This window comes from Nitrospirota bacterium, assembly GCA_016194305.1.
Taxonomy (GTDB): Bacteria; Nitrospirota; Nitrospiria; order JACQBW01; family JACQBW01; genus JACQBW01.
The window spans coordinates 76,135-99,093 of the sequence record JACQBW010000008.1; the positions used below are offsets into that span (position 1 = coordinate 76,135).

24 protein-coding genes are annotated in these 22,959 nt (G+C 46.1%); all 24 read left to right on the forward strand.

All coding sequences use genetic code 11. The annotated features are described in order from the left end of the window. Window positions 1-66: 66 nt before the first annotated feature. The 24 genes from HY200_03695 to HY200_03810 all read left to right on the forward strand — a co-directional run bounded on the left by HY200_03695 (window position 67) and on the right by HY200_03810 (window position 22,957). Window positions 67-1,212: a hypothetical protein gene (locus tag HY200_03695; protein ID MBI3594036.1), complete on the forward strand. Its 1,146-nt coding sequence runs from the start codon at window positions 67-69 to the stop codon at window positions 1,210-1,212. Between the two features lie 55 nt (window positions 1,213-1,267). Beyond that, window positions 1,268-1,702 carry a hypothetical protein gene (locus HY200_03700; GenBank protein ID MBI3594037.1) on the forward strand — a complete coding sequence of 145 codons (435 nt, stop codon included), beginning with the start codon at window positions 1,268-1,270 and terminating at the stop codon, window positions 1,700-1,702. A gap of 40 nt (window positions 1,703-1,742) precedes the next feature. Next, a complete protein-coding gene (locus HY200_03705; GenBank protein MBI3594038.1) occupies window positions 1,743-3,467 on the forward strand; it encodes a HAMP domain-containing protein in 1,725 nt (574 codons plus the stop codon). Window positions 3,468-3,504: 37 nt separating this feature from the next. Further along, entirely contained in the window at window positions 3,505-4,605 is a 1,101-nt protein-coding gene (locus tag HY200_03710) for a chemotaxis response regulator protein-glutamate methylesterase (protein ID MBI3594039.1), read from the forward strand. Window positions 4,606-4,615: 10 nt separating this feature from the next. After that, the gene (locus HY200_03715) at window positions 4,616-5,431 is read left to right on the forward strand and encodes a protein-glutamate O-methyltransferase CheR (GenBank protein MBI3594040.1); all 816 of its coding nucleotides are present in this window, start codon (window positions 4,616-4,618) and stop codon (window positions 5,429-5,431) included. 78 nt (window positions 5,432-5,509) lie between these two features. Then, window positions 5,510-5,890 carry a chemotaxis response regulator CheY gene (cheY, locus tag HY200_03720; GenBank protein MBI3594041.1) on the forward strand — a complete coding sequence of 127 codons (381 nt, stop codon included), beginning with the start codon at window positions 5,510-5,512 and terminating at the stop codon, window positions 5,888-5,890. 44 nt (window positions 5,891-5,934) lie between these two features. After that, window positions 5,935-6,564, forward strand: a complete 630-nt coding sequence (locus HY200_03725) for a protein phosphatase CheZ (GenBank protein ID MBI3594042.1) — start codon at window positions 5,935-5,937, stop codon at window positions 6,562-6,564. Between the two features lie 6 nt (window positions 6,565-6,570). After that, window positions 6,571-7,341 carry a flagellar motor protein gene (locus tag HY200_03730; protein ID MBI3594043.1) on the forward strand — a complete coding sequence of 257 codons (771 nt, stop codon included), beginning with the start codon at window positions 6,571-6,573 and terminating at the stop codon, window positions 7,339-7,341. A 14-nt stretch (window positions 7,342-7,355) separates the two neighbouring features. Further along, window positions 7,356-8,132, forward strand: a complete 777-nt coding sequence (locus tag HY200_03735) for an OmpA family protein (protein ID MBI3594044.1) — start codon at window positions 7,356-7,358, stop codon at window positions 8,130-8,132. Continuing rightward, window positions 8,113-8,445: a hypothetical protein gene (locus HY200_03740; GenBank protein ID MBI3594045.1), complete on the forward strand. Its 333-nt coding sequence runs from the start codon at window positions 8,113-8,115 to the stop codon at window positions 8,443-8,445. The genes HY200_03735 and HY200_03740 overlap by 20 nt, the downstream gene beginning before the upstream one ends. After that, entirely contained in the window at window positions 8,438-9,286 is an 849-nt protein-coding gene (locus HY200_03745) for an HDOD domain-containing protein (protein ID MBI3594046.1), read from the forward strand. Before HY200_03740 ends, HY200_03745 begins: the two co-directional genes overlap by 8 nt. A gap of 3 nt (window positions 9,287-9,289) precedes the next feature. Further along, window positions 9,290-10,213 (forward strand): diguanylate cyclase, encoded by a 924-nt coding sequence (locus HY200_03750; protein ID MBI3594047.1) that lies wholly within the window; start codon window positions 9,290-9,292, stop codon window positions 10,211-10,213. A gap of 321 nt (window positions 10,214-10,534) precedes the next feature. Continuing rightward, the gene (flgF, locus tag HY200_03755; protein MBI3594048.1) at window positions 10,535-11,266 is read left to right on the forward strand and encodes a flagellar basal-body rod protein FlgF; all 732 of its coding nucleotides are present in this window, start codon (window positions 10,535-10,537) and stop codon (window positions 11,264-11,266) included. Between the two features lie 154 nt (window positions 11,267-11,420). Next, window positions 11,421-12,203 (forward strand): flagellar basal-body rod protein FlgG, encoded by a 783-nt coding sequence (gene flgG / locus HY200_03760; GenBank protein ID MBI3594049.1) that lies wholly within the window; start codon window positions 11,421-11,423, stop codon window positions 12,201-12,203. A gap of 60 nt (window positions 12,204-12,263) precedes the next feature. Further along, window positions 12,264-12,995 (forward strand): flagellar basal body P-ring formation protein FlgA, encoded by a 732-nt coding sequence (gene flgA, locus HY200_03765; protein MBI3594050.1) that lies wholly within the window; start codon window positions 12,264-12,266, stop codon window positions 12,993-12,995. Between the two features lie 32 nt (window positions 12,996-13,027). Then, complete coding sequence (locus tag HY200_03770; GenBank protein MBI3594051.1) at window positions 13,028-13,771, forward strand: flagellar basal body L-ring protein FlgH; 744 nt, start codon at window positions 13,028-13,030, stop codon at window positions 13,769-13,771. A 24-nt stretch (window positions 13,772-13,795) separates the two neighbouring features. Next, entirely contained in the window at window positions 13,796-15,049 is a 1,254-nt protein-coding gene (locus HY200_03775) for a radical SAM protein (GenBank protein MBI3594052.1), read from the forward strand. 9 nt (window positions 15,050-15,058) lie between these two features. Beyond that, window positions 15,059-16,192 (forward strand): flagellar basal body P-ring protein FlgI, encoded by a 1,134-nt coding sequence (locus HY200_03780; protein MBI3594053.1) that lies wholly within the window; start codon window positions 15,059-15,061, stop codon window positions 16,190-16,192. After that, entirely contained in the window at window positions 16,192-16,485 is a 294-nt protein-coding gene (locus HY200_03785) for a rod-binding protein (GenBank protein ID MBI3594054.1), read from the forward strand. The genes HY200_03780 and HY200_03785 overlap by 1 nt, the downstream gene beginning before the upstream one ends. A gap of 120 nt (window positions 16,486-16,605) precedes the next feature. Next, the gene (gene flgM, locus HY200_03790; protein MBI3594055.1) at window positions 16,606-16,938 is read left to right on the forward strand and encodes a flagellar biosynthesis anti-sigma factor FlgM; all 333 of its coding nucleotides are present in this window, start codon (window positions 16,606-16,608) and stop codon (window positions 16,936-16,938) included. A gap of 24 nt (window positions 16,939-16,962) precedes the next feature. After that, a complete protein-coding gene (locus tag HY200_03795; GenBank protein MBI3594056.1) occupies window positions 16,963-17,475 on the forward strand; it encodes a flagellar protein FlgN in 513 nt (170 codons plus the stop codon). A 134-nt stretch (window positions 17,476-17,609) separates the two neighbouring features. Beyond that, window positions 17,610-19,259 (forward strand): flagellar hook-associated protein FlgK, encoded by a 1,650-nt coding sequence (flgK, locus tag HY200_03800; GenBank protein MBI3594057.1) that lies wholly within the window; start codon window positions 17,610-17,612, stop codon window positions 19,257-19,259. Between the two features lie 9 nt (window positions 19,260-19,268). Beyond that, window positions 19,269-20,150 carry a flagellar hook-associated protein FlgL gene (flgL, locus tag HY200_03805; protein ID MBI3594058.1) on the forward strand — a complete coding sequence of 294 codons (882 nt, stop codon included), beginning with the start codon at window positions 19,269-19,271 and terminating at the stop codon, window positions 20,148-20,150. Between the two features lie 203 nt (window positions 20,151-20,353). Further along, on the forward strand, window positions 20,354-22,957 hold the full coding sequence (locus tag HY200_03810; protein MBI3594059.1) for a tetratricopeptide repeat protein: 2,604 nt from the start codon (window positions 20,354-20,356) through the stop codon (window positions 22,955-22,957). The last annotated feature ends 2 nt before the right edge of the window (window positions 22,958-22,959 follow it).

The following is a 22,959-nucleotide window of genomic DNA, read 5'->3' on the forward strand; positions in this document are numbered from 1 at the left end:
ATCTTGTTATTTTATGAATGGGTCGTTATTTTAAAGGCATCTATTTAACAATAAAGGAGGAAAGTTATGAAAAGAAAAACTTTTGCATGCAGGTCTTCCATTCTTGTTTTGTTTCTTGTTTTAATGTTTGTTGATTCACTCCCTTCGAAAGCCTTTGAGTTCAAGGGATTCTCGGATGTGAAATATCGGGAGACCAATCTTGAGAACTGTCCCTGCGGTTTTGGGCTCGGCGCCGTGGATCTCTACCTTTCTGAACAGCTCAATGACCGGATGGATTTTTTGGCGGAAATTGCGTTTGAGTTCGACCACGGGGGAGATGGCTATGGTCTCGATGTGGAGAGGCTTCAGGTCGGCTATGCCTTTAATGACAATATCAAGGTCCGGGTGGGGCGTTTCCATAATATTTTGGGGTATTGGAATACCGCTTTTCATCATGGGGTTCAGCTTCAGACTTCGATATATCGCCCTCAACTCGTGGCATTTGAAGATGGGGGTGGACTGCTGCCGATTCACATTGTCGGAATCTGGTTTGATGGCAAATACCGTACTCCGGTTGGAAAAATCAATTACGGACTGATGGTCGGCAACGGGCCAAAAATATTCAATACCCAGCTGCAGCCCAATGCCGGGGGAGATAATTCTTCCAACAAGTCGGTATCAGCCAATATTACGCTCCATCCGTCTCAGTTGGAAGGTCTGGCATTGGGGGTCTCCGGAGATGTCCTCACGATCAACGATTTTGCGCCCATTGCTAACACACCGGGTCCATTCGCTGGCGGGTCGTTAACTCCCACGACTGAAATCGCCCAGACGATCTATGGAGCGCATGTGGTCTATTTTGGCGACAAAATAGAACTTTTGAGTGAATATTACTATATTACCAATACCGATAAACTGACTCAGCCTAACCCGGTTTACTCCAGTCACGGCTATTTTATTCATGCCGGCTATCGTCTATTAAAAGATATTATGCCTTACGTTCGATATGAGGAGCTAGGGGTGGATGATAACGATCCTTTTTATCAAGCCATCAATAATCCCGAATTTTTGACGGTCGATTTCTCTCAGCAGACTTCTACAGTCAGCTATATGGGAGGCATTCGTTACGATCTGACGCAAAATTCTTCACTCAAGGGGGAATATCAGACCAGAAACATTGCAGGCATGGAGGCGGTTAAATCGTATACGCTTCAATGGGCTTTCAGTTTCTAAGGGAGGTTTTGACATGAGGTTAAACCAAACTGGAATGAATATGAGGAGAAGAGAGATGAGAATCGGAATTGGAATTCTGGTATTTATGGTGACGATCATCGGAGGGATTCTTGCGGTTCAGGCAAGGGAAATTGCAGTTGTGGTCAATGAACAGGCCCCTCTGTCTTCCATTACCCTGTCCGAGTTAAAAGACATTTATCTGGGAGAAAAAGCGTTCTGGGGTTCGGTAAAAATCAAACCGCTTGATCAAGAGGGGGAGAAGCCGGTTCGAACCGGTTTTCTGACCACCATACTCAAAACAACGGCCGAATCGTACGACAGCTACTGGACCAAGAAATTATTCCAGGATGGAGGCGTTTCTCCCGGAAAGAAGAAATCGTCTGGAGAAGTCTTGGATGCGGTGTCCCAGGATGTTGGCGCGATTGGTTATGTATATAAGGATGAAATCTCGGGAAAGGCCGGAATCAAGGTGATATTTACATCCAAATAAACGGTTGAGAGGTCTCGAAGAGATTCGAGGAGAAATGACGATGTGGCAATGGAAGAAATGGAAACTACGAACTAAAATACTTGCGAGTTTCGGGCTAATTCTTGCTCTTTCTCTCGTTCTCGCTGTCAATAGTTGGCTGGCAGCAGATCATATGTCGATCATTGTCAGCCAGCTTCAGGAAGAGGACTTTCTCCCGTACAATGACGGGAGACAGCTGGATGATGCCCTGACAAGAATCAGCCGTGCTTTTTCGGATGCCATCAGCTTGGGAAGTGATACCAAGCTGGAGAGGGCAAAGGAAAGCGAAAAGGATTTTATAGCGACCCTCTCCCATTTAAAGAAGATAGAAAAAAAAGACATTCAATTTGTGGACGAAGTAGAAGTCCTTTTCAAGTCCTATGCCGATTCTGGAAATCTTGTGGTGAGCTCTCTACTTTCCAAGACTCCTGTGCCCGGGCTTGAACAGGCGAGAGAAACATTCGGACGTAGCAACCAACAGCTCAAAGAGATAATTGGCGGTTTTATAGAAACAAAAGAGAAGGATTTTAGCTCCAATATCGATAGGGTGAAAAAAACCTCAAGGGCATTTGAAACCAGGATATTTTGGATTGCGGCGGGGATTATCGTCTCGGGATTTGCATTGGCTTTTCTCATCACGCGTCTGATCATGACCCCACTCAGAAAAGTGCTCGACGGTCTTAAAGATATCGCCCAGGGCGAAGCGGATCTGACCAAGCGGATCCCGGTCGCTTCCCATGATGAAATGGGAGAGTTGGCGAATCTTTTTAATACCTTTTCCAATAAACTCCAGGGAACGATTTCCGGAGTTGTCGGAGCCACCCATTTATTGAACAAGGAATCGGAGAAGCTTTTTACTTTCAGCAGAACGCTGACGACTCATTCCGGAGCGGCGAGCGAGAAGATGAACTTTGTTCATTCTGCCGGCAAGCAGGCCAATGAGAACATTCAATCGGTCGCGACGGCCGCAGAGGAAATGTCGGCGACGATTAAGGGAATTTCATCAAACCTTCAGGAAGAAACGGCGATCACCAATCAAGCAGTCAAGTTGGCGGAGACAACCAATGCTGAAATATCAGGTAATACTGCGGAAACGAGTCGCATCATTTCCAATGCGGTCAAAGTGGCCGATTCGACGAATCAGGCCATTGCAAAGCTCGGCACTTCCAGTACGGAAATCGGCGAAGTAATTAAGGTCATTACGTCCATTGCCAAGCAGACGAACCTTTTGGCGCTTAATGCAACGATTGAAGCAGCTCGCGCTGGCGAAGCAGGCAAGGGGTTCGCGGTAGTTGCGAATGAAGTGAAGGAACTGGCCAAGGCCACTGCGAAGGCCACCGAAGAGATCGGTCAAAAAATCGAGGCCATCCAGTCTGACACGCTTGGAGCCGTTTCTGCGATCGGGGAGATTGGAAAGATCATCAACCAGATCAACGAGATTTCAACGACGGGAGCTGAAAGAACGGTGACTTCGATCAGCGGGATTCGAAAAATCGTCGGTCAGATAAATGAAATTTCAACGGCTATTGCCGGAGCGGTGGAAGAACAGGCAGTGACGACCTCGGAAATGACCCGAACGATTTCAGATGCCGCCCACGGAATGAACGAAATTGTAAAAAGCAATTTGGAAACGGTCTCTTTGACCCAGGGAACTTCCGATTCCGCAGGGCAGGTGGAATCGGCCGCGAAAGAAGTCTCTCGAATGGCGGGAGAACTGGAATCGCAGGTCAAAGGATTCAAATGTTAGTGAATCGTGTCGAAAGCCGGTATCATGGGTGTTCCAAATGAGCAAACCGATTCAAGTCCTGATTGTGGACGATTCGGTCGTCATCAGGCGGAGCGTCTCATCGCTACTCGCAAAAGATTCGGACATTCAGGTTATCGGGACGGCATCCAACGGCAAGATCGCCCTCGAACAAATCGCACTTTTAAAACCGGAAGTGATTGTTCTTGATCTGGAAATGCCGGAATTGGATGGATTCGGTGTTTTGCGCTATTTAAGGAAAGAATTTCCGCGGATCAAGAGCGTTGTGTTCAGTACACTCAGTCAGCGGGGCGCTTTTCAGACCATCGAGGCGCTTTCTCTCGGGGCCAGCGACTATTCCACAAAGCCATCCAGTATGGCGGGTGGGGCGGATGATCTGACACTGGCCAAAGTGTCGGAAGAGTTAATCAGAAAAGTCAAACAATTCCGTACAGCTGGAAATAATCCACTTCTGCCCGAAAAGAAAAGATTTGAACAGCCCCTTGAATATCCCAAATCCTCCTCTTCCAGTTTAAAAAATGGTCAACCTCCTAAAGTCGTTGCGATTGGCATTTCAACGGGAGGGCCTGAGGCACTTTTAAAGATGCTTCCCGGCCTCGCGAAGGATGTTCCTGTTCCTATTTTAATCGTTCAGCATATGCCCCCGCTTTTCACAAAGATTCTTTCGGACCGCTTGGCCACCAGTTGTCAGATTAAAGTCGTCGAAGCGGCAGAGGGGATGAAGGTTGAACGCGGGACGGCCTATATCGCTCCCGGGAACTTTCATATGGAAGTCCATCAGGTTAAAGACGATCTTTTTATCACGTTAAATCAGAATCCCCATGAGAATTCATGCAGACCCTCCGCCGACGTTCTTTTCAGGTCTGTAGCGAAATGTTTTGGTGGGGAATCCATGGGGGTGATTATGACGGGAATGGGACAAGATGGATTCAAAGGTTTAAGAGAAATGAAAGACAAGGGTGCCGTCATTCTCGCTCAGGACGAAGCGTCGAGTGTTGTTTGGGGAATGCCTTCCTATGTCGTTCGGGATGGCATGGCGGATCAGGTAGTTCCATTGATAAAAATGAGTTCTGTGATATCGGGAATCGTGGCCAGGGCCGTTCCCTCCTCGGCACATTAAATGAGACAGTATGATTTCAAAAGAGACAAAAGATTTTTTATTTACCTGCCTTCATAAGGAAAGTGGCTTGGTTCTGGATGATTCGAAAAGCTATTTGCTTGAAAGCAGGCTTGAACCCTTAGCCGCACAGGAAGGTTTCCACTCGCTGGAGGAGCTTGGAAAGAAACTCATGAAAGTTCCGTCTCCTTCCCTAATTCAAAAGGTCATTGAGGCGATGACCACCAACGAAACCTCTTTTTTCAGAGATCGCGTCCCCTTCGATATTTTTAAAAACCAGATTGTTCCCAATCTATTAAAAGCAAATGAAAAAATCAGAAAGATAAGGATTTGGAGCGCATGTTGTTCCTCGGGACAGGAACCTTATTCAATTTCAATGCTTTTTTCAGATTTTGGTCCGCAAATACAACACTGGGACATCAAAATTTTTGCGACCGATATCGACCAGAAAGTTTTGCAGCATGCCCAGGCAGGAACTTATACACAGTACGAGGTTCAGCGAGGGCTCCCGATTCACTATCTGACCCGATATTTCACCCGGGCAGACACGGCCTGGACCATGAATCCTGAAGTTCGGAAAAGGATTGAGTTTAAACTTTTGAATTTGTTAACCGATTTTACCTGTTTTGGGATGTTTGATACGATTTTCTGCCGAAACGTTCTCATTTATTTTGATTTGGATACAAAAAAGAAAATTTTGGAACAGATGGCTAGAATGTTATCGCCCTCAGGGGTCCTCTTTTTGGGAAGTACGGAAACATCTTTCGGAGTAACCGATAAAATAACAAGAGTTTCGTCAGACAAGGGTCATTATTACAAAAAGGCCTGAAAGTTCTTCGGTGCTGCATTCCGGGATACATCGGCTTCAAATGGTGTGATGAAATTGAATTAAGAAAGGAGATTCAATATGGCAGTCGACTTAAACATTAAGATTCTTATTGTCGATGATATGTCGACCATGAGGCGAATTGTCAAGAATGCACTTAAACAAATTGGCTTTTCGAATATGGAAGAGGCCGAAGATGGAAATACCGCGCTGGCCAAATTACGGGCGGAATCCTTTAATTTTGTTGTTTCGGACTGGAATATGCCTAACATGACCGGCCTCGACCTGCTCAAGGCCATTCGTGCCGATGCGTCTTTGAAGAGCCTCCCGGTGCTGATGGTGACCGCTGAAGCGAAACAGGAAAATATTGTCGAGGCGGTACAGGCTGGCGTCAGCAATTATATTGTGAAACCTTTTACAGCCGATACGTTGAAAGAAAAGATTGACAAGATTTTTGCCTGATCGCGCCCGGATTCCTCCGCTTCCCACGCTGAAAGAGAGATTGAATGAATTCTCAAAACGGTAACCATCCTGATTCCGGACCGATCTATGATTCATTTCCGGGAGGTCTTTACGATGCTCTAGGCAATATTGCAAAGGACCTTAACCAGATTTTAATGAAACAGGAGATCGTGGAGTCGCATATCAAGACGGCCTCGGAAGATCTTCCGATTTTGAGCGACCAGCTTCTGGATATGAATCGTTTCACGGAAGAGGAAACCCATAAAATCCTCGAACATACCGAACGGGTGATGGACAACCATTCCTTGCTTGGGACCAAAATCCGGGAGGCACTGGCCCTTTTTAAAGGGAAGACTTTGGATGAAGCCGGGGTAGAACAAAGACTTCAGGAAATCGGAAGCGTGATTGAAGAAAACAACAGGATTCTTATGAATATTTTGACCGGTCTCTCTTTCCAGGATCTGGCCGGCCAGCGTATGAAAAGAATGGATGTTATTTTGCAAGATTTGCAGGCCAGAATCCTCAAGCTAGTCGTCACCTACGGGATGAAAAAGAAAGAAGAGAAAGTCAATGGATCCAAGAACAGGGAACTGCTCAATGAGCTGGAATCCTCGACCGGAGTAAAGCTGGCTCAGGGGGAAGTCAATAATATTTTGAAAGAATTTGGATTTTAGCCTGACATGGATATTTTAACGATTCTCGGCGTTGTGGTCGGAATGACCGCTCTTCTCGGAGGCCAGGCGATTGAAGGAGGGAACATCCAGTCCCTCCTTCAATTTACTGCCGCGATGATCGTTCTGGGGGGTACGCTTGGAGCGGTAATGGTCCAGTTTACCCTCCCTATCTTTATCCGGTCTATCAAGCTCGGGCTGGAGGTTCTGACTTCACCCAAAGACGAATCACTCCATTACATTGAAAAAATGGTGGAGTATTCGGGCATTGTACGAAAACAGGGGATTCTTGCTTTGGAAAACAAGATTAAGGAGCTGAAGGATCCGTTCATGAAGAAAGGGTTACAGCTCCTGATCGACGGGATTCAACCCGGTCAGATGCGGGAGATTCTCGAAGTCGACAGCAGTTTCCGTGAAGAGTATCACCATATGTCGGCCAAGGTATTCGAAGCGGCGGGAGGGTATTGCCCGACTTTTGGAATCATTGGCGCAGTCATGGGACTGATTCATGTGATGGAAAATCTGGCCGATCCTTCCAAATTGGGTGCCGGAATTGCCGTCGCCTTTGTCGCGACGATTTACGGGGTATTGTCGGCCAACCTCATCTTTCTACCGATCGGAAATAAACTCAAACTGAGGGCAAGGCTGGAAACAATCACCTACGAATTAATTATAGAAGGCCTGATGTCCATTGCGGGGGGTGAAAATCCGCGCATGATGCAAGAAAAGCTGGAAGGGTTCTTGAGGGAAAATCAGAAAATCAAAATGAAAAAGATTTAAGAGAAAGATTTCGAATGGCCAAAAAGAAGAAGGCAGAAGAACCTGAGAATGGAGAAAGGTGGCTGATTTCCTATGCCGATTTCATCACGCTGCTATTCGCCTTTTTTGTCGTGATGTATTCAGTGTCCGCCGTAAACGAAGGAAAATTGAAAGTGCTGGGGGATTCGATTAGCACTGCTTTTAACCCCTTCATTCCCTTTTCAGCGACGACAATCAGAATTGTTTCCAATCAGAGCGGTACTAATCCCACCGACCAGGTTTTTGATATCGGTATTTTGACCTATCGAAAATTGAAAGAAGGGATAAAAGATATTGATAAAGATCAGAGAATCAAGGTTGAAAGCGATGCCAGGGGGTTGGCGATCCGTCTTCCCGACGAATTGATCTTCGAATCGGGAAAAGCCGATATCCTTCCCAAGTTTGATCAGACGCTTCAGAAAGTCGCAGCATTGTTGAAAGAGTTGCCCAACCATCTGCAGATTGAAGGACATACCGATAATGTTCCGATAAAGACCTCTGCCTTTCCTTCAAACTGGGAGCTTTCGACAATGCGATCGGTAGCCATTCTACGGAGCTTGATTGCAGCTTCGATCGACCCGATTCGATTATCAGCAGCTGGTTACGGAGAATTCAAACCGATCTCGACGAATGACACTCCGGAAGGAAGAGCAAAAAACCGGAGAGTGGAAATTATTGTTTTAAATCCCGGCCGGGAATCGGTCATTCCCGTGGTTGATTCTACGACCATCGCTGAAAGTGGGACACTGCCTGATGCAAAATATTCCAATTAATTATGCCCAGAAGGGGATGATTTTAGCGACGGAGGTATTTCAACCTGGATCGACATCGACCATGCCGGTGTGTGGAAAGGGTGTGGTTCTGACGGAGAGTCTGATTGAAAGAATGGTCCGGATCGAGATCAAGACGATCTGCGTCGAAGGTCACCCAGTCTCGCTTCCCGGAGAGCTCTCATTGGAAGAACAATTGGCCCTTCTCGATCGGCGATTCAGAAAAGTTAATGATGTGCCGCGAATGATAGAGATCAAAGAGATGTTCAGGAAGTGCCTCGTCAGATCGAAAGAAGATGAAGTCCCTCATGGGTAATAAGAGAGAGGAAATTCATCGCGCGATTTCAAATGTGTCCAACCTTCCGACCCTCCCTGGAGTGATTTCAAAACTCAATTCGCTTGTCGAGAACGACCGCTCCTCAATTGACCAGATGTCCCATGTGATCTCCTCAGATCAGACTTTATCAGCTCGGGTATTGAAGCTGGTTAATTCCCCTTTCTATGGCTTTCCGGGAAGAGTCTCTACCGTTTCTCATGCCTTGATTCTTCTCGGGGTCAATGTCGTTAAAGGGTTGACGCTCAGTGCGTCAATCTTTGAATTGATGGAAAAACAGGCCGTTGGGCTATGGGAACATTCGCTGGGGACGGCTGTAATAGCCCGCTTTATTGCCAAAGAACTCGGTCATCCAGACCTCGATTCTGTTTCGACCGCCGCGTTGCTACACGACATTGGAAGAGTGGTTTTAAAAGTAATGTTTGTCGAGGATTATCAGAAAATTCAGACGCTGATCTCCGCCCGGGATGCGACGATGCTAGAGGTGGAACAGGAAGTCTTGAATACGGACCACGCTGAAATAGGAAGCTGGCTGGCCCGGGCCTGGAACCTGCCTGAGAAATTGATCGAACCGATCGCCTTTCATCATTCCGTAGAACGTGCCAAAGAGCAGAAGACTGTGGCCTCCATCGTTCACCTTTCCGATGTCCTGGTGAAAGGATATGGATTCGGTTTTTCGGGGGACGAGTTTGTCTCTTCGATCCAACAGGCCGCCTGGGAACATTTGAGTCTAACGGACGAAAAGGTTGAAAAGATCGTAAGCGCCCTGGAAATGGAACTCATGGATGCGCGGAGTTTCTCATTCGAAGTCCAGGCAGGATAATTTATGTCACAAAAACTGAGAATTGCTCTGGATCACCGTAATCCGGAAGAAATGGAGATTCTTCAACTCCGACTCCAGGGAAAGGGTTATCAGGTTATCCCTTTGAATCTTCTCAAGAATGCGATCGGTCTTCTTTATCTGGACCCTCCCGATTTGGTGATTGTCGATCTCTCCACGGAGATTGCAATACTTCAAACCTTTATTCAGGATCTCAAGAGGGAGAGCTACTTTACTCCAGTCCCGCTGATTGGCCTCATTCCGGAAGTGATCGCGGATAGGATGGAATGGGAAAAATTTCCACTCGATGATTTCATCCGGCTCCCGATTGTGTATGCAGAGCTTTTCAATCGCATCGCCCTCTCCCTCGAAAGAATGAAACGGGTTTTTGACAACAATCCTCTGACCCGGCTTCCGGGAAATACTTCTATTCAGCGGGCCATTCAGCTGGCTTTGGGTCAGGAGGTGGCTGTCTGCTATCTCGATATCAATGATTTTAAACCGTACAACGATGTTTACGGATTTGCCCGGGGAGACGAAGTTATTAATATGGTCGCGCGGATTATTTCAAACGCGGTAAAACCGTATGGAGAAAAATGTTTTGCCGGTCATATCGGGGGTGATGATTTTGTTTTTATTACGCCGCTTGATGAGTCCGAAAAGATCTGTCAGAAGATTATCGATCATTTCAATATGATTGTTTCGGATCTCTTTGGTGAAGAGGAGAAATCAAAAAGATTTTACATTGCCAAAAATAGAAAAGGAGAGATTGAAAAGATTCCTCTCCTGGGACTTGCCATTGCTGTCATTCCGATGACCAATCCGGTTATGAATCATTACGGCAAGGTGGCAGAGTCGGCCGCGTCCCTCAAAAAACTCGCAAAGCGATCCAACGGAAGCCGATATGTTGTTGAAAGGCGGTCTAGTTAGGCAACTTTCTTTTTGCCCACCGGCAATTTTTACCCAGTTACACCCGCAGGCATCCATCCTGATAGCAGATTTCTCTAAATTTAGTCCCTCATTTCGACCAATTTCACATCCTGTATAATATAACTCCCTTGGCACATCAATTGCATTATCTGGGATCGTATTGCCTTATATTGTATTTTTTTAATTTAGGTTGTTCAAATAGTTCAGGGGGAAGGCCCAGGAACGAGGCAACTGGAGTGTACTTAACACGTACATGAGGATTGCCGAGAGACGAGAACGCATCAGCTGGATAATTTCAACAAACTACTAAGGAATAAAATAATGGATGCACTATACCCCGTCCTATCAGGAGCCCTGACGCAAGAGAAGAATCTCGAGGTAATCACCAATAACCTTGCGAATCTGAATAGTAGCGGGTTTAAAAAAGACTTTCCAATTCTTTCCGCCCTGGATCCTCTTGGATTTGATCAGCCGAATTTAAATGGCGGGAAAGATCCTCTTCCGACCTATGGATTTTTAGACGGAATCAGTACCGATTTCTCGCCAGGCGTCATAAAACAGACAGGCGAACCGCTCGACGTGGCCATCGACGGAGAGAACTTTTTATCAGTTCAGACGCCTGCGGGGGTTCGTTATACCCGAAATGGGAGCCTTAGCCTTAATTCTGAAGGCCAGATCGTGACACAAAGTGGCTACCCGGTTTTAGGATCTTCCGGTCCGATTACTCTCCCCCCTGGGAGAGTGAATATCGATGACGAAGGGAGAGTCTCGGTGGAAGGGATAGAAATCGATTCCTTTCAATTGGTCCAGTTTGGCGATTTGAAAAGTCTGAAAAAGATGGAGGGCACCTTGTTTGAGGCCTTCGGCGTGACAGCGACCCCTGCGATAGAAAAGAGAGTGCAACAAGGGTTCCTGGAAGGTTCGAATGTCAATCCGGTAGAAGAGATGGTGGCGATGATTCGAATCATGAGACTCTACGAAGCCTCACAGAAGGTGATTCAAAGCACGGATGAAATGGCTTCAAAAGCATCAAACGATCTGGGAAAAGTATAAATAAAGGAGTTAAACAATTCTGGACGTTGAGAAAAGGCCATAGGCAAGACCGCAGAATCGAGGCGAGGGAAGCGTATGTGGTTATACGTTGACGAGGCCGAGATTCGAGAACGATGCATAGGGTCTTTTATCAACGGACAACATAGGAGAAAAGATGAATGCATTGAGTATTGCCAGCACCGGCATGTCCGCCCAACAGCTCGCTGTAGAAACGATCGCCAATAATTTGGCGAACATGTCAACAATCGGGTTTAAAAAGAGTGTTAATGAATTTCAAGATCTCATGTACCAGACGGTCAGGGCGGCTGGCACTTCAACCGGCACAGGGACGCTTCCCGTTGGTTTGCAGATTGGAACCGGGGTGAAACCGGTATCCATTCATAAGATTTTTGCCCAGGGAGATTTCCAACATACCCAGAGTCCTCTGGATATTGCAATTCAGGGAGACGGATTCTTGCAGGTGACCCTGCCGGACGGAACAACGGCCTATACCAGAGATGGAGCCCTCAAGACCGACTCAAACGGCAATCTGGTCACCGCGGATGGGTATCAGATTCTTCCCGCCATGACCGTTCCCAATGATGCTCAGACTATTTCCATTTCGCCTCAGGGTGTTCTTTCTGTCGTTCGTGCAGGAAGTTCCACTCCGGTCCAGATCGGCACAATCGATCTGGCCCGATTTGCCAATCCTGCAGGATTGAATAGCCTCGGACAAAATTTGTTTAAACCGACGTTAGGCTCAGGTGATGCTCTGACCGGTGCTCCCGGTGCGACCGGATTTGGAACGCTTCTGCAAGGTTCACTCGAAAATTCCAACGTCAACATTGCGGAAGAGATGGTGAATATGATCGTGGCTCAGAGAGCTTACGAAGTGAATTCAAAAGCGATTCAGACGTCGGATGATATGTTAGGCGTAGTCAATAATCTGAAGAGATAAGAGCATTCTGTTAAGAGGTCGCATGGTTGTTTCATTAATCTGGAAAGGAAAAATGGAATAATGAGGAAAGGAATAAGACTCCTGATATCACTGTTCTGCCTCGTTTCATTAGGCTATCTGGTCGGCAATGCCGCCGAAAGCTCAGAAATGGCTAATGCAAAGGAAATCAAAGAGTTGATTCAGCACTATATCGGAACTCGGCTTGCAATCTCTCCGCTTGAGATTGAGGTCCATCTGCTGGGAGAGTTGGGCGATACTCGAAAAGGAATTGCCGCGTCTCCTCATTTGGCCGTGCGGGAATCTAACGGGACCTCGCTATTAGGAAACGGAATGTTCTTACTCGTATCGGAAGAATCTACCGAGAAGGTTCCGCCCCTCTGGGTAAACGTGAGAAGCGAATGGGTCCATCCGGCAGTTGTCGCGGCCAGATTTCTAAAGAAAAATCAGATCGTTAGCCTGGAGGACCTTACAATTCAAACAGTTCACTCTGATCAACCAGGTGATTACCTTTCACAAATAAGCGACCTGATCGGAAAAAGGGTTGTCCTGCAGGAACGGGCCGGAACCGTCATGACCCGCGATATGGTTCAGAATCCCCCTCTTTTTTATCAGGGTGAAAGGGTAACCCTTCTGGTTGAGACCGGCCATCTAAAGATCATGGCTTCGGGAAAAGCACTGGAAGACGGGTATAAGGGAAAATCGGTTTCTGTATTAAATCTCGATTCGCACAGAACGGTTTTCGGAGAACCGTTGGATGGAGCGACCGTTAAAGTGAGCCTCGGCCGGGACTAAAAAAGTTTTAAAATATTAAAAGGATTACATCGATGTTACACAATAGATTTTCGTCCCTCTTACATCTTGCCCCTATCCGAATAGTCCTCTTTCTGTTGGTTCTATACGTTGCCGGATGTGCTCCATATCCCTGGTCCAATTTAAGAGGGCAAAGCCCAAGGCCCCTTCATCCGGTCGTCGAAAAAACGGCGCAAACGTCCGGAGAAAAAACAGTCCTGATCCCACAAGAGAAGACAGAGGGGTCGTTATGGAAAGCAAGCCAGTCGAAAGCCTATCTTTTTCAGGATCCTAAAGCACGTCAGATTGGCGATATTGTAAGAGTTCAAATCATTGAAAATGCAACTGGATCAAAGAACGCGGTCACCAAGACCTTGAAAACGTCTACAGCAACGGGAAGTACCGGAGCGACTCTGGGACTCCCTGGAAATACGACAAGCAATCTCGGAGTCACCGGCTCCTATGCCGATAACTTTGATGGCGAAGGTTCGACGACACGAAATCAGGCTTTAACGGCTGTGGTACCGGCAGAGGTGACCGATGTTTTGCCGAACGGAAATTTGGTGTTATACGGCCGAAGAGAAGTCGTTATTAATAGTGAAAAAACTTTAATCTCACTGACCGGGATGATTCGTCCGGAAGATATCGGTTCCCAAAATACCATCTTATCGACCTCCATGTCAGACGCCAAAATTGAATATACCGGACGCGGTGTCATTTCCGACAAAAACCAGCCGGGGTGGTTGGTCCGCCTGATGAACTGGTTCTGGCCGTTTTAATTGTTTGTAATAGGAGAATGTTGCATGAAGGCATGTATCATAGTACCCCCCTCTGAATTTTTAGATGATGATAAAGTATTTCCGGCTTTGGGGCCCTGGTATATCAAGCGATATGTCGAAGAGAACTCCATTCACCAGGTCGATGTTTTGACAAATCCTCCGTTCGCCTATTTAGAAAGATATGATGTGGTTGGATTCAGCGTGACAACGCCTCAATATAATTATGTCGACAGGATTTTGAAGGATCTTCCAACAGGGATGACCACCGTATTGGGAGGTCCACATTGTCGTACTTATACGGTTGAACCGGGGACTTTCACACATGTCATTAGAGAAGATGGATGCAAACCTTTTCTGAATATCTTAAACGGGAATGAACCTGGTAAAGAATCGGACGACAATGACCAGCTTCCCCACAGAGACATGACCTACCATGAATATAAATATGTTTTAGATGGCCGAAAATCGACTAATGTAATTACCAGCAGAGGGTGTCCTCTATTGTGTTCTTTTTGCGAACATGCGAGGACGCCGGGTAGATTTAAAAGCAAAAAAGCGGTTGCGAAGGAAATTCAGGAATGCAAGGATCTGGGGTTTGAAGGAGTGATGTTTTTTGATGACCTGTTCTGTTTGAATACCCAGCGGGTACGGGATATGTGCGAGGTCATCAAGCCACTCGATATCAAATTTAGATGTTTTGCACATGCTTTAAGTTTCAACAGGAAAATGGCAGAGCTCCTGGCAGGTGCGGGATGTGTTGAAATCGGTTTTGGCGCTGAGCATGCGTCGCAAAAAATATTGGATAACGTCAATAAAAAGACCAAAGCGATCCAGAACTATCAGTTGATCGAAAGAGCACATGAGTTTGGTCTCCGAGTCAAAGCATTCCTGATGATCGGACTCCCAGGAGAAGACCATGAGACCGTTAAAGAGTTGGAACAATTTGTCTTGAACTCCAATGTTGATGACTTCGACCTCTGTGTTTACTATCCTTTTGTCGGTACCGAGATTGCTGACTATCCTGAGAAGTTTGACATACAGATCAAAGATGATCAGAGTGGGGCCTATTATAAAGGAAAGCTGGGGTCCTCTTCGGTAATCGTTCGGACAGAAGCACTATCTTCTGAAGAGATCAAATATTGGCAAAAGAGGATCTATTCTCATAATAAGAGATGGAAAGGGGGAATGAAGTCCACGCTTGGAATTAAAATTGTGGATGAACCCTCTGCCGCAGATGTTTGCAGTTCCAGTAATGTGAATGGGTTCCCAGCAATTTAGAGGAGAAAAATGGAAGAATGGTTAAATAAAATTGCAATGACAGGTAACGCGGTAATGGTGGTTTGTTTGTTAATTATTTCTATGTTTGCCTTTCCATCCGAGGCGGCCCGAATCAAGGACATTACGTCTATTGAGGGGGTACGCGAGAACTCCCTAATCGGATATGGTCTGGTCATCGGCCTGAATGGAACGGGAGATAAAGCGGGAACGGTATTTACCCTTCAGTCTCTTACCAATATGTTAAATAAAATGGGGCTTCTGGTCGACCCCTCCGCAGTGAAAGTTAAGAATGTCGCTGCGGTGGTCGTTACGGCCAAACTCCCGCCGTTTAATCGCCCGGGAAGCCATATCGATGTTTCGGTTTCATCGCTGGGCGATGCGAGTTCCCTTCAGGGCGGAACGCTTCTAATGACGCCTTTGAAGGGGCCTGATCAGGAGACCTATGCTGTAGCTCAAGGACCAGTTTCAATCGGCGGATTTATCGGAGGCAAAGATGGCGATACGGTTCAAAAAAATCATCCGACTGCGGGACGTGTTCCGGGAGGTGCCACCGTTGAAAAGGAGGTTAAACTGGAGTTGGGTGAAAAGGATTTTCTGATGCTGATGTTGAATCAGCAAGATTTTACAACCGCGATGAAGGTATCCCAAGTGATCAACGCCGGTTTACAGGACACTTTTGCTTCGGCTGTCGATTCCGACACGATCCAGGTCAAAGTACCCGATTCCTATAAAGGGAAGGTGGTTGAACTCCTGGCCGCGATCGAAAGTCTGGATGTTCAGGTTGATGTGACAGCTAAAGTGGTTGTGAACGAAAGAACGGGGACCATTGTCATGGGAGATCAGGTTCGTATTTCGGATATTGGCATTTCCCATGGAAACCTGATCATTCGGGTTAAAACGGAGCTTCAAGTCTCGCAACCCTCACCTCTTGGTCCATCCAGTTCAAAGACGGTTGTGGTTCCAAAACAGAAGACCACTGTTACTGAAGAAGAAGCGAGAATAACCGTGGTGAAAGGGGGAGCAACCATCGGCGAAGTGGTCAATGCGCTGAATGCAATCGGCGTGACTCCGAGGGATCTGATCGCCATTTTACAGGCCATGAAGGCAGCAGGAGCCCTGCAGGCTGAATTGGAGATCTTGTAATGGATTTCATTGACGCTGTCTCCCATTCAACCGCTCAACCCGTTAGTCCTTCAACGAGTTCCAGAGAAGACAAAAAGGTTACCGAAGCTTCTCAAGGTTTCGAGGCCTATTTTATACAGCAGATGTTACAGGAGATGAGAAAAACGATACCGAAAACAGAAAGACCGGGTTTTGGGAGTGCCATTTATGAGTCCATGATGGACCAGGCGCTGGCTCAAAATATGTCAGAGCATTCCGGAATAGGTTTAGCGAAGCAAATTCGTGAGACGTTAGAAGCGAGAAACAAGAAGTAAGGGATAGATCTCCCCCTAAAGTTTTTTGTCAGATCGGCCGATAAGTTATTGAATAGGATATCCGAAGGTTCTGAATAACAGAACTTATTGATTTTAAATGAATTTAGGAGAATTTGACCAATGAGAATCTCTGATAATCACCCCAACTCCATGCTGGAAAAATATCTCCTGGGTGCCGAATCTCCCAAAAAACCGAAAGGGGTCCAAGAGAGTTCATCTGAACTTGGGAGCTTTTCTGTGGCAGATTCGGTTGTATCAGATTCGGTTCAGATTTCGCCTGAGGGCCAGGAGATTGTAAGACTTCATCAGAATGTTGCTTTAGCCCCCGATCTTTCTGCGGTCAAAGCGTCTGAAATTCAGAAGCAGATATCCGACGGTACTTATTCCATTGACCCCAAACAAGTGGCAAAAAGCCTGGTTAAAGAGACGATTCTCAATCATCTATTATCGTAATTTGAATTCATAAAGGAAAAACAGATGTCTCCTTCTTCGCTCGACGTTCTTCTCATCAAATTTTATTCCACCCTCGGTGAGATGACGAAAGGTTACCAGCAATTCATGTCCATTTTGCAAAAAGAAAAAAGCCTGATTATCGAAGGCAACAGCGAGGAGCTGATTACCTGCCTCCTACAGAAAGAAGGGGTAATCTCTTACTTAAATGGATTGGAATCGAAACGGGAAGCAGAGATTGAAGAGATCGGGCGTGCGCTGGGATTGACTTCTCGTCCGCTGACTTTTGTCATGCTGATCGATGCGGTGAAGGAACCCTTCAAAAGCAAATTTATTTCTTGTAAGGCAGGCCTGGAAGCATTGACTGCAAGTATGATTGAAGTCAATCAGATCAACGGACTTCTGGTTGAACGGACACTTCGAAAGATTACTGATCTGATCGGCTTAATAAATCAGATTTCGGCGGTTCCGATCACTTATTCCTCAAATGGCGTCGCCAATGCTTTTCCTGCGAAAGGGAGAAGTCTCGCGAGAACGTAGTTTAGAAAAGGGTAAAAACCTGTTAAATCGTGGAATGGTTAAGTTGTTGAATTAGAAAAAAGAGTGGGCACTTCGATTTAACATTTCAACTGTTTAACAGTTCAACAAAGCAACACAGGTATTGGAAAGGAACAATGTCCAGCATTTCGAATATTTTCAACATAGGCGTCTCGGCACTGCTGGCGAATCAGAATGCGTTGGCGATTACCTCCAATAATATTGCTAACGTCAATACGCCGGGATATTCCAAAGAAACCGCATTTTTTAATGAGACGACCCCAGTCAACGGTAATCCTGGTCAAATAGGAACGGGCGTTCAAATTGCCCAGATACAGAGAATGGTTAATCAGTTTCTCAATAATCAGGTGACGCAGGAGCAATCGAGTCTAGGTCAATACGACATTATGCAGAGCACTCTTTCGAACGTTCAGAGTTTTTTCAGCGACAGTCAGGGAACGGGTATTAATCAAGCCCTATCCGATTTCTTCAATGCTTTTCAGGATGTATCAAACAATCCCCAATCCCTCCCGGCGCGTCAGGCACTGATTCAAAAGGGAAATATACTTTCACAGATTTTCAGTAACACCAGTGCCAACTTGACGCAGATTGAGAATAATCTGAATAGCCAGATCAGCGGAGCGATCAACGATGCAAATGCTTTGGCGGGAGAAATCGCCGGATTAAATGGTCAAATTGCCCGTGCTCAACTTTCAGGGCAATCTCCCAATGCACTGCTTGACCAGAGAGATCAGTATCTCAATCAGTTGGCTTCCAAGTTAAATATTAGTACCTTTGTTGATGCCTCTGGCCAGGTCACGGTCATGGTGGGAGGAGGGAATCCGCTTGTAGAAGGAAATACTGCCCACTCTTTAACGGGAGTAGCCAATCCGGACAATTCCGGATATTTCGATGTGGCCTATGCGCCGGCGAATGGGACTCCGATTACATTGAACGGATCGATTACCGGCGGCAATATCAAAGGACTTCTTGATTTAAGAGACACGACGGTGTCGGGAGACCTTACCCAGTTAGATATTCTAGCGGCTGGAATTATTAATGAAGTCAATCAACAGCACCAGGCGGGCTACGGGCTGGACGGAACCACCGGAAATCTCTTCTTTTCTCCCCTTTTGCCCAATGCGACCGCTTTGAGTACGAATGCCGGAACAGCAGTTGTGACTGCATCGGTTGTGACCCCGGCATCGTTGACTTTTAATCCCTATCAGCTCACTTTCTCCGGCGGGAATTATACTTTGACCAATACGGTGAGTGGAGCCTCCACATCGGCCGCTTACGGAGGCGCGACAACCGTCACTTTCGAGGGATTTCAGATCGCCATCGGTGCGGGAGCGGCAAATGGAGATATTTTCAATCTCAGTGAAACCCAGGGGGTCTCGGTGAGCATGACGGTTTCACTGACCGATCCCAATAAGGTTGCCGCGGCATCCGCTCTGGCTGGACTTCCCGGAGATAACGGGAATGCGCTTTTTCTCTCCGGAATATCCGGAAAGGCGATTACGGCGTTTGCCGGCGAGACGGTTCAAGGATATTATAGTAATCTAACGGGAACCATCGGATTGCAGGCACAATCCGCGCAGAGGAATTTTTCTGCGGAAAAGATTTTGAAAGGCCAATTGTTTAGCCAACAGCAAGAGGTTTCGGGCGTTTCACTCGACGAAGAGATGTCGAATCTGATCAATTTTCAAAATGCCTATGCAGCCTCTGCCAAACTGATTACGATGGCCGACGAAATTTTTCAAACCTTGATTGCTATGAAACATTAACGAGGGACCATGCGGGTTACCAATCAGATTATTTACGACAACTTAATCGAGTATCTTCAGAGAAATAACGATGCACTTTTCCGGCCTCAGCAGGAGATTGCCACAGGGAAAAAGATAATTCTGCCATCGGATGATCCTCAGGGTAATTCTCAGGTGGTTAATCTTGATGCGATGGGAGGAAAACTCAATCAATATTTGACGAACCAGAATGTGGCACAGAGTTTTATGGAAGCAACGAATACCGTATTGGATGAAGCTTCTAAAATCCTGGCAGATATCAAGAATGTTGCACTGAACGCCGCTTCAGGCTTAAGTTCTCAAAATCAACAATACGATTCAACACTCCTTGCCGCGGATTTACAATCTCTTCTTGATGTGGCCAACACCCAGTATCAAGGAGAGTATCTTTTTGCCGGATTTAAAAATGATACTTCTGCATATAATAATGCCGGGGTCTACCAAGGGGATGGAGGGCAGATAGGGGTGCAGATTGCACCGGGAGCTACGATTCAAAGAAATCTTGCGGGACAGGATGTTTTTGGCACCTCGGCGGGAGGGGTCGATATTTTCGCTACAATCCAGGCGCTTCAAACGGCAATTACAGGGAATAATTTGGCTGGAGTTCAGGCGACGATATCTGCTCTTGATTCGGCGCGGAAGCAGATTCTAAATAGCCAGGGAATCTTAGCGACCCGTGTGACAAATCTCCAAACGACCCGAGATTATGTCAAGAGACTTTCGGAGACAACCACAAACCTTCTATCCCAAACTCAAAGTGTCGATATGAACGCCGTCATTACGGAGCTTAATCAGCAGATGACCTCACTGCAGGCGGTTCAGGCGATGGCTTCAAAAGTCATGAATCTTAGCCTCGTCAATTTTCTGAAATAAAATAGGTTCTCCTTTTCTATCGTCATATTTCCTTCATGCTGTGACAACTTCATGACGCTTTAAAGCTCAATTCTCTTTTTCCCCCTCATTATTGATTAGGATTAACTTAAAAGTACTTGGCAAGGTATTTGCATAACTACTATACGAGTTCAAGAAATAATGGAGTGTTGAATGCCAATACGAATAGAGGGTGAACCGTACTTATGAAAATTAAATCCAGAAACACACTTTCTTGCACGTGCGGAAGTGGTAAGAAATTTAAAAAATGTTGCGGAGCAATCCAAAAGAATGTGACAGAAACCGGGACTGACTTAGAGATATCTGAAAAATTCAAAAATGCAATCGTCTATCATCAAGCAGGAGAATTGGATAAAGCGGAAGCGTTTTACAGGGAAATACTGGAGGCAGATCCGCGACAACCGGATGTCCTTTTTAATCTCGGAGGCATTTGTGAAGGAAAGGGCGAACTGGGTAAAGCAAAGTCCTTTTATGAAAAAGTCCTTGAGAATAGACCTGACTACTATACCGTATATAACAATTTGGGGGCTGTTTATTACAAGGAAGAAAGTTATTTAGAAGCGCGGAGTTATTACGAAAAGGCCCTGTCGTTTAAACCTGATTTTGCCGAAGCTTGGAACAATCTCGGTATGGTATTTAAATCAGAGGGAAAGTTCAAGGAGGCCGAAGAATTCATTAAGAAGGCGATCTTTCTCAAGCCTGACTATGCCGATGCGTATAACAATTTGGGTGCAACCTATTTAGGACACGGAGATAGGAGCAAGAAGGAAACAGCGATAGCCTGTTTAGAAAAGGCAATAAAGATAAATCCCCGTCACGCCGGAGCGTACAATAATATTGGAAATATTTTAAGATTTGATGAAAGGCTCGAAGAGGCAGAATCTTATTATTTAAAGGCAATCACAATTGACCCTAAGTTTCCCGATGCCTACTCCAATTTGGGAAATATTTACGAGCTTCAGGGAAGGGCTGAGGAGGCGGTTGAGAAATATAGAAAGACACTTGAACTGGCACCGAAACATGTCATTGCTCAGAGCAATCTTCTTCTTGCTCTAAACTATTCAGAAACTAGCGTTCCCAGTGCAGTCTACTCTGAACACCTTCTTTTCGAAAAGAATTTCGGGGAACAATTTAAGTCGGAAACGAAGCCTTATCTGAACGATCTTTCTCCGGATCGGAAATTAAAAATCGGTTATATTTCTCCCGATTTCAGGACTCATTCGGTGGCGTACTTCATCGAGCCGGTCCTGGCCAATCACGACAGTCAGAAATTTGAGATTATCGGTTATTCCAACAGTCAGGCATGGGATCAAATGACCAGGCAACTTCATTCTTATGTTGACAAATGGCGCAATATTTCGGGCATTCCGGTCCATATCGTAGACGAAATGATCAGAATGGATCAGATTGATATCTTAATTGACTTGAGCGGACATACGGCAGGAAACCGACTGCTTGTTTTTGCCCGGAAACCCGCCCCCGTTCAGGTAACATGGCTTGGCTATCCCAATACCACTGGTTTAAGGACGATGGATTATCGAATTACCGATCGTTTTGCAGATCCAGTCGGCGTGGCGGAACAATTTCATACAGAACAACTCATCAGGCTCCCTAAATCATTTTCATGTTATCGACCGCCAGACGAAGGGCTAGAAGTGGAAGATACTCCGGCCATAGAAAATGGATTTATTACATTTGGTTCATTTAATAATTTTTCCAAAGTTACACTGAGAGTTATTCAGTTGTGGGCTAAGGTTTTAAGATCTGTTCCTGATTCTCGCCTGATTTTGAAAACCGGTGGATTAAATGAAAAAAGTCTAAGAGACAGGGTCTACGATCAATTTGCATCTATGGGAGTCTCAGCCAATAGACTTGAGTTATTGGGAAGAGACGCCTCACGGGAGGAACATTTTAGACAATATCGCCGTCTGGATATCGGATTGGATCCTTTTCCCTATAACGGGACGACGACAATTTGCGAGTCACTTTGGATGGGAGTGCCGGTGGTGACTCTTGAAGGACAAACGCATGCCGGCCGTGTGGGGGTGAGTCTTATGAATACCCTGGAGCTGACCGAATTAATCGCCCGATCGGAAAACGAATATGTGGATATTTGTGTGCGTCTTGCAAATGACCTGGTGCAATTAAGTCAGTTACGGGCGGGGATGCGCTCGAGGATGAAGGCTTCTCCTTTAATGAATGAGAAGGAGTTTACTCAATACCTGGAAGACGCATACAGAAATATCTGGAAAGATTATGTGCGAAGACAGGGCCTGATGTCTGAGCGTTCTGAAATGAAAAATGTGGCTGATCCTGAAGTCAATGTCAGGATAGACGAGGCTCAAAATCTCCTGAAAGAAGGACGTTTAGACCAGGCAGAAATTCTTTATCGGGAAATCTTGACGAACCACTCAAAGAATCCAACCGTGCTCCATGACCTGGGAATTGTTGCGTTCCATAAAGGACAATTGGCCCGGGCCGCGGATTTCTTTATCAAAGCATTGGCATTTAAGCCCGATTATGCCACCGCTTATAATAATCTTGGTGCGGTCTGTGATGAAATGGGGCGCCAGGAAGATGCCAAGGCGTGTTATGAGATGTCGCTGGTCTTGGTGCCGAATTATGCCGAAGCCCACCACAATCTGGGAGTACTGTACAAGAAACAGGGAATCATCAATATGGCGATGGACTTTTTCCAGAAGGCTCTGGATTTAAATCCCGAATATCTTGAAGCACGCAAGAATATAGAAGAGTTAAAGAGGATGACATCGGAGCCCTCATCCGTTTGAAA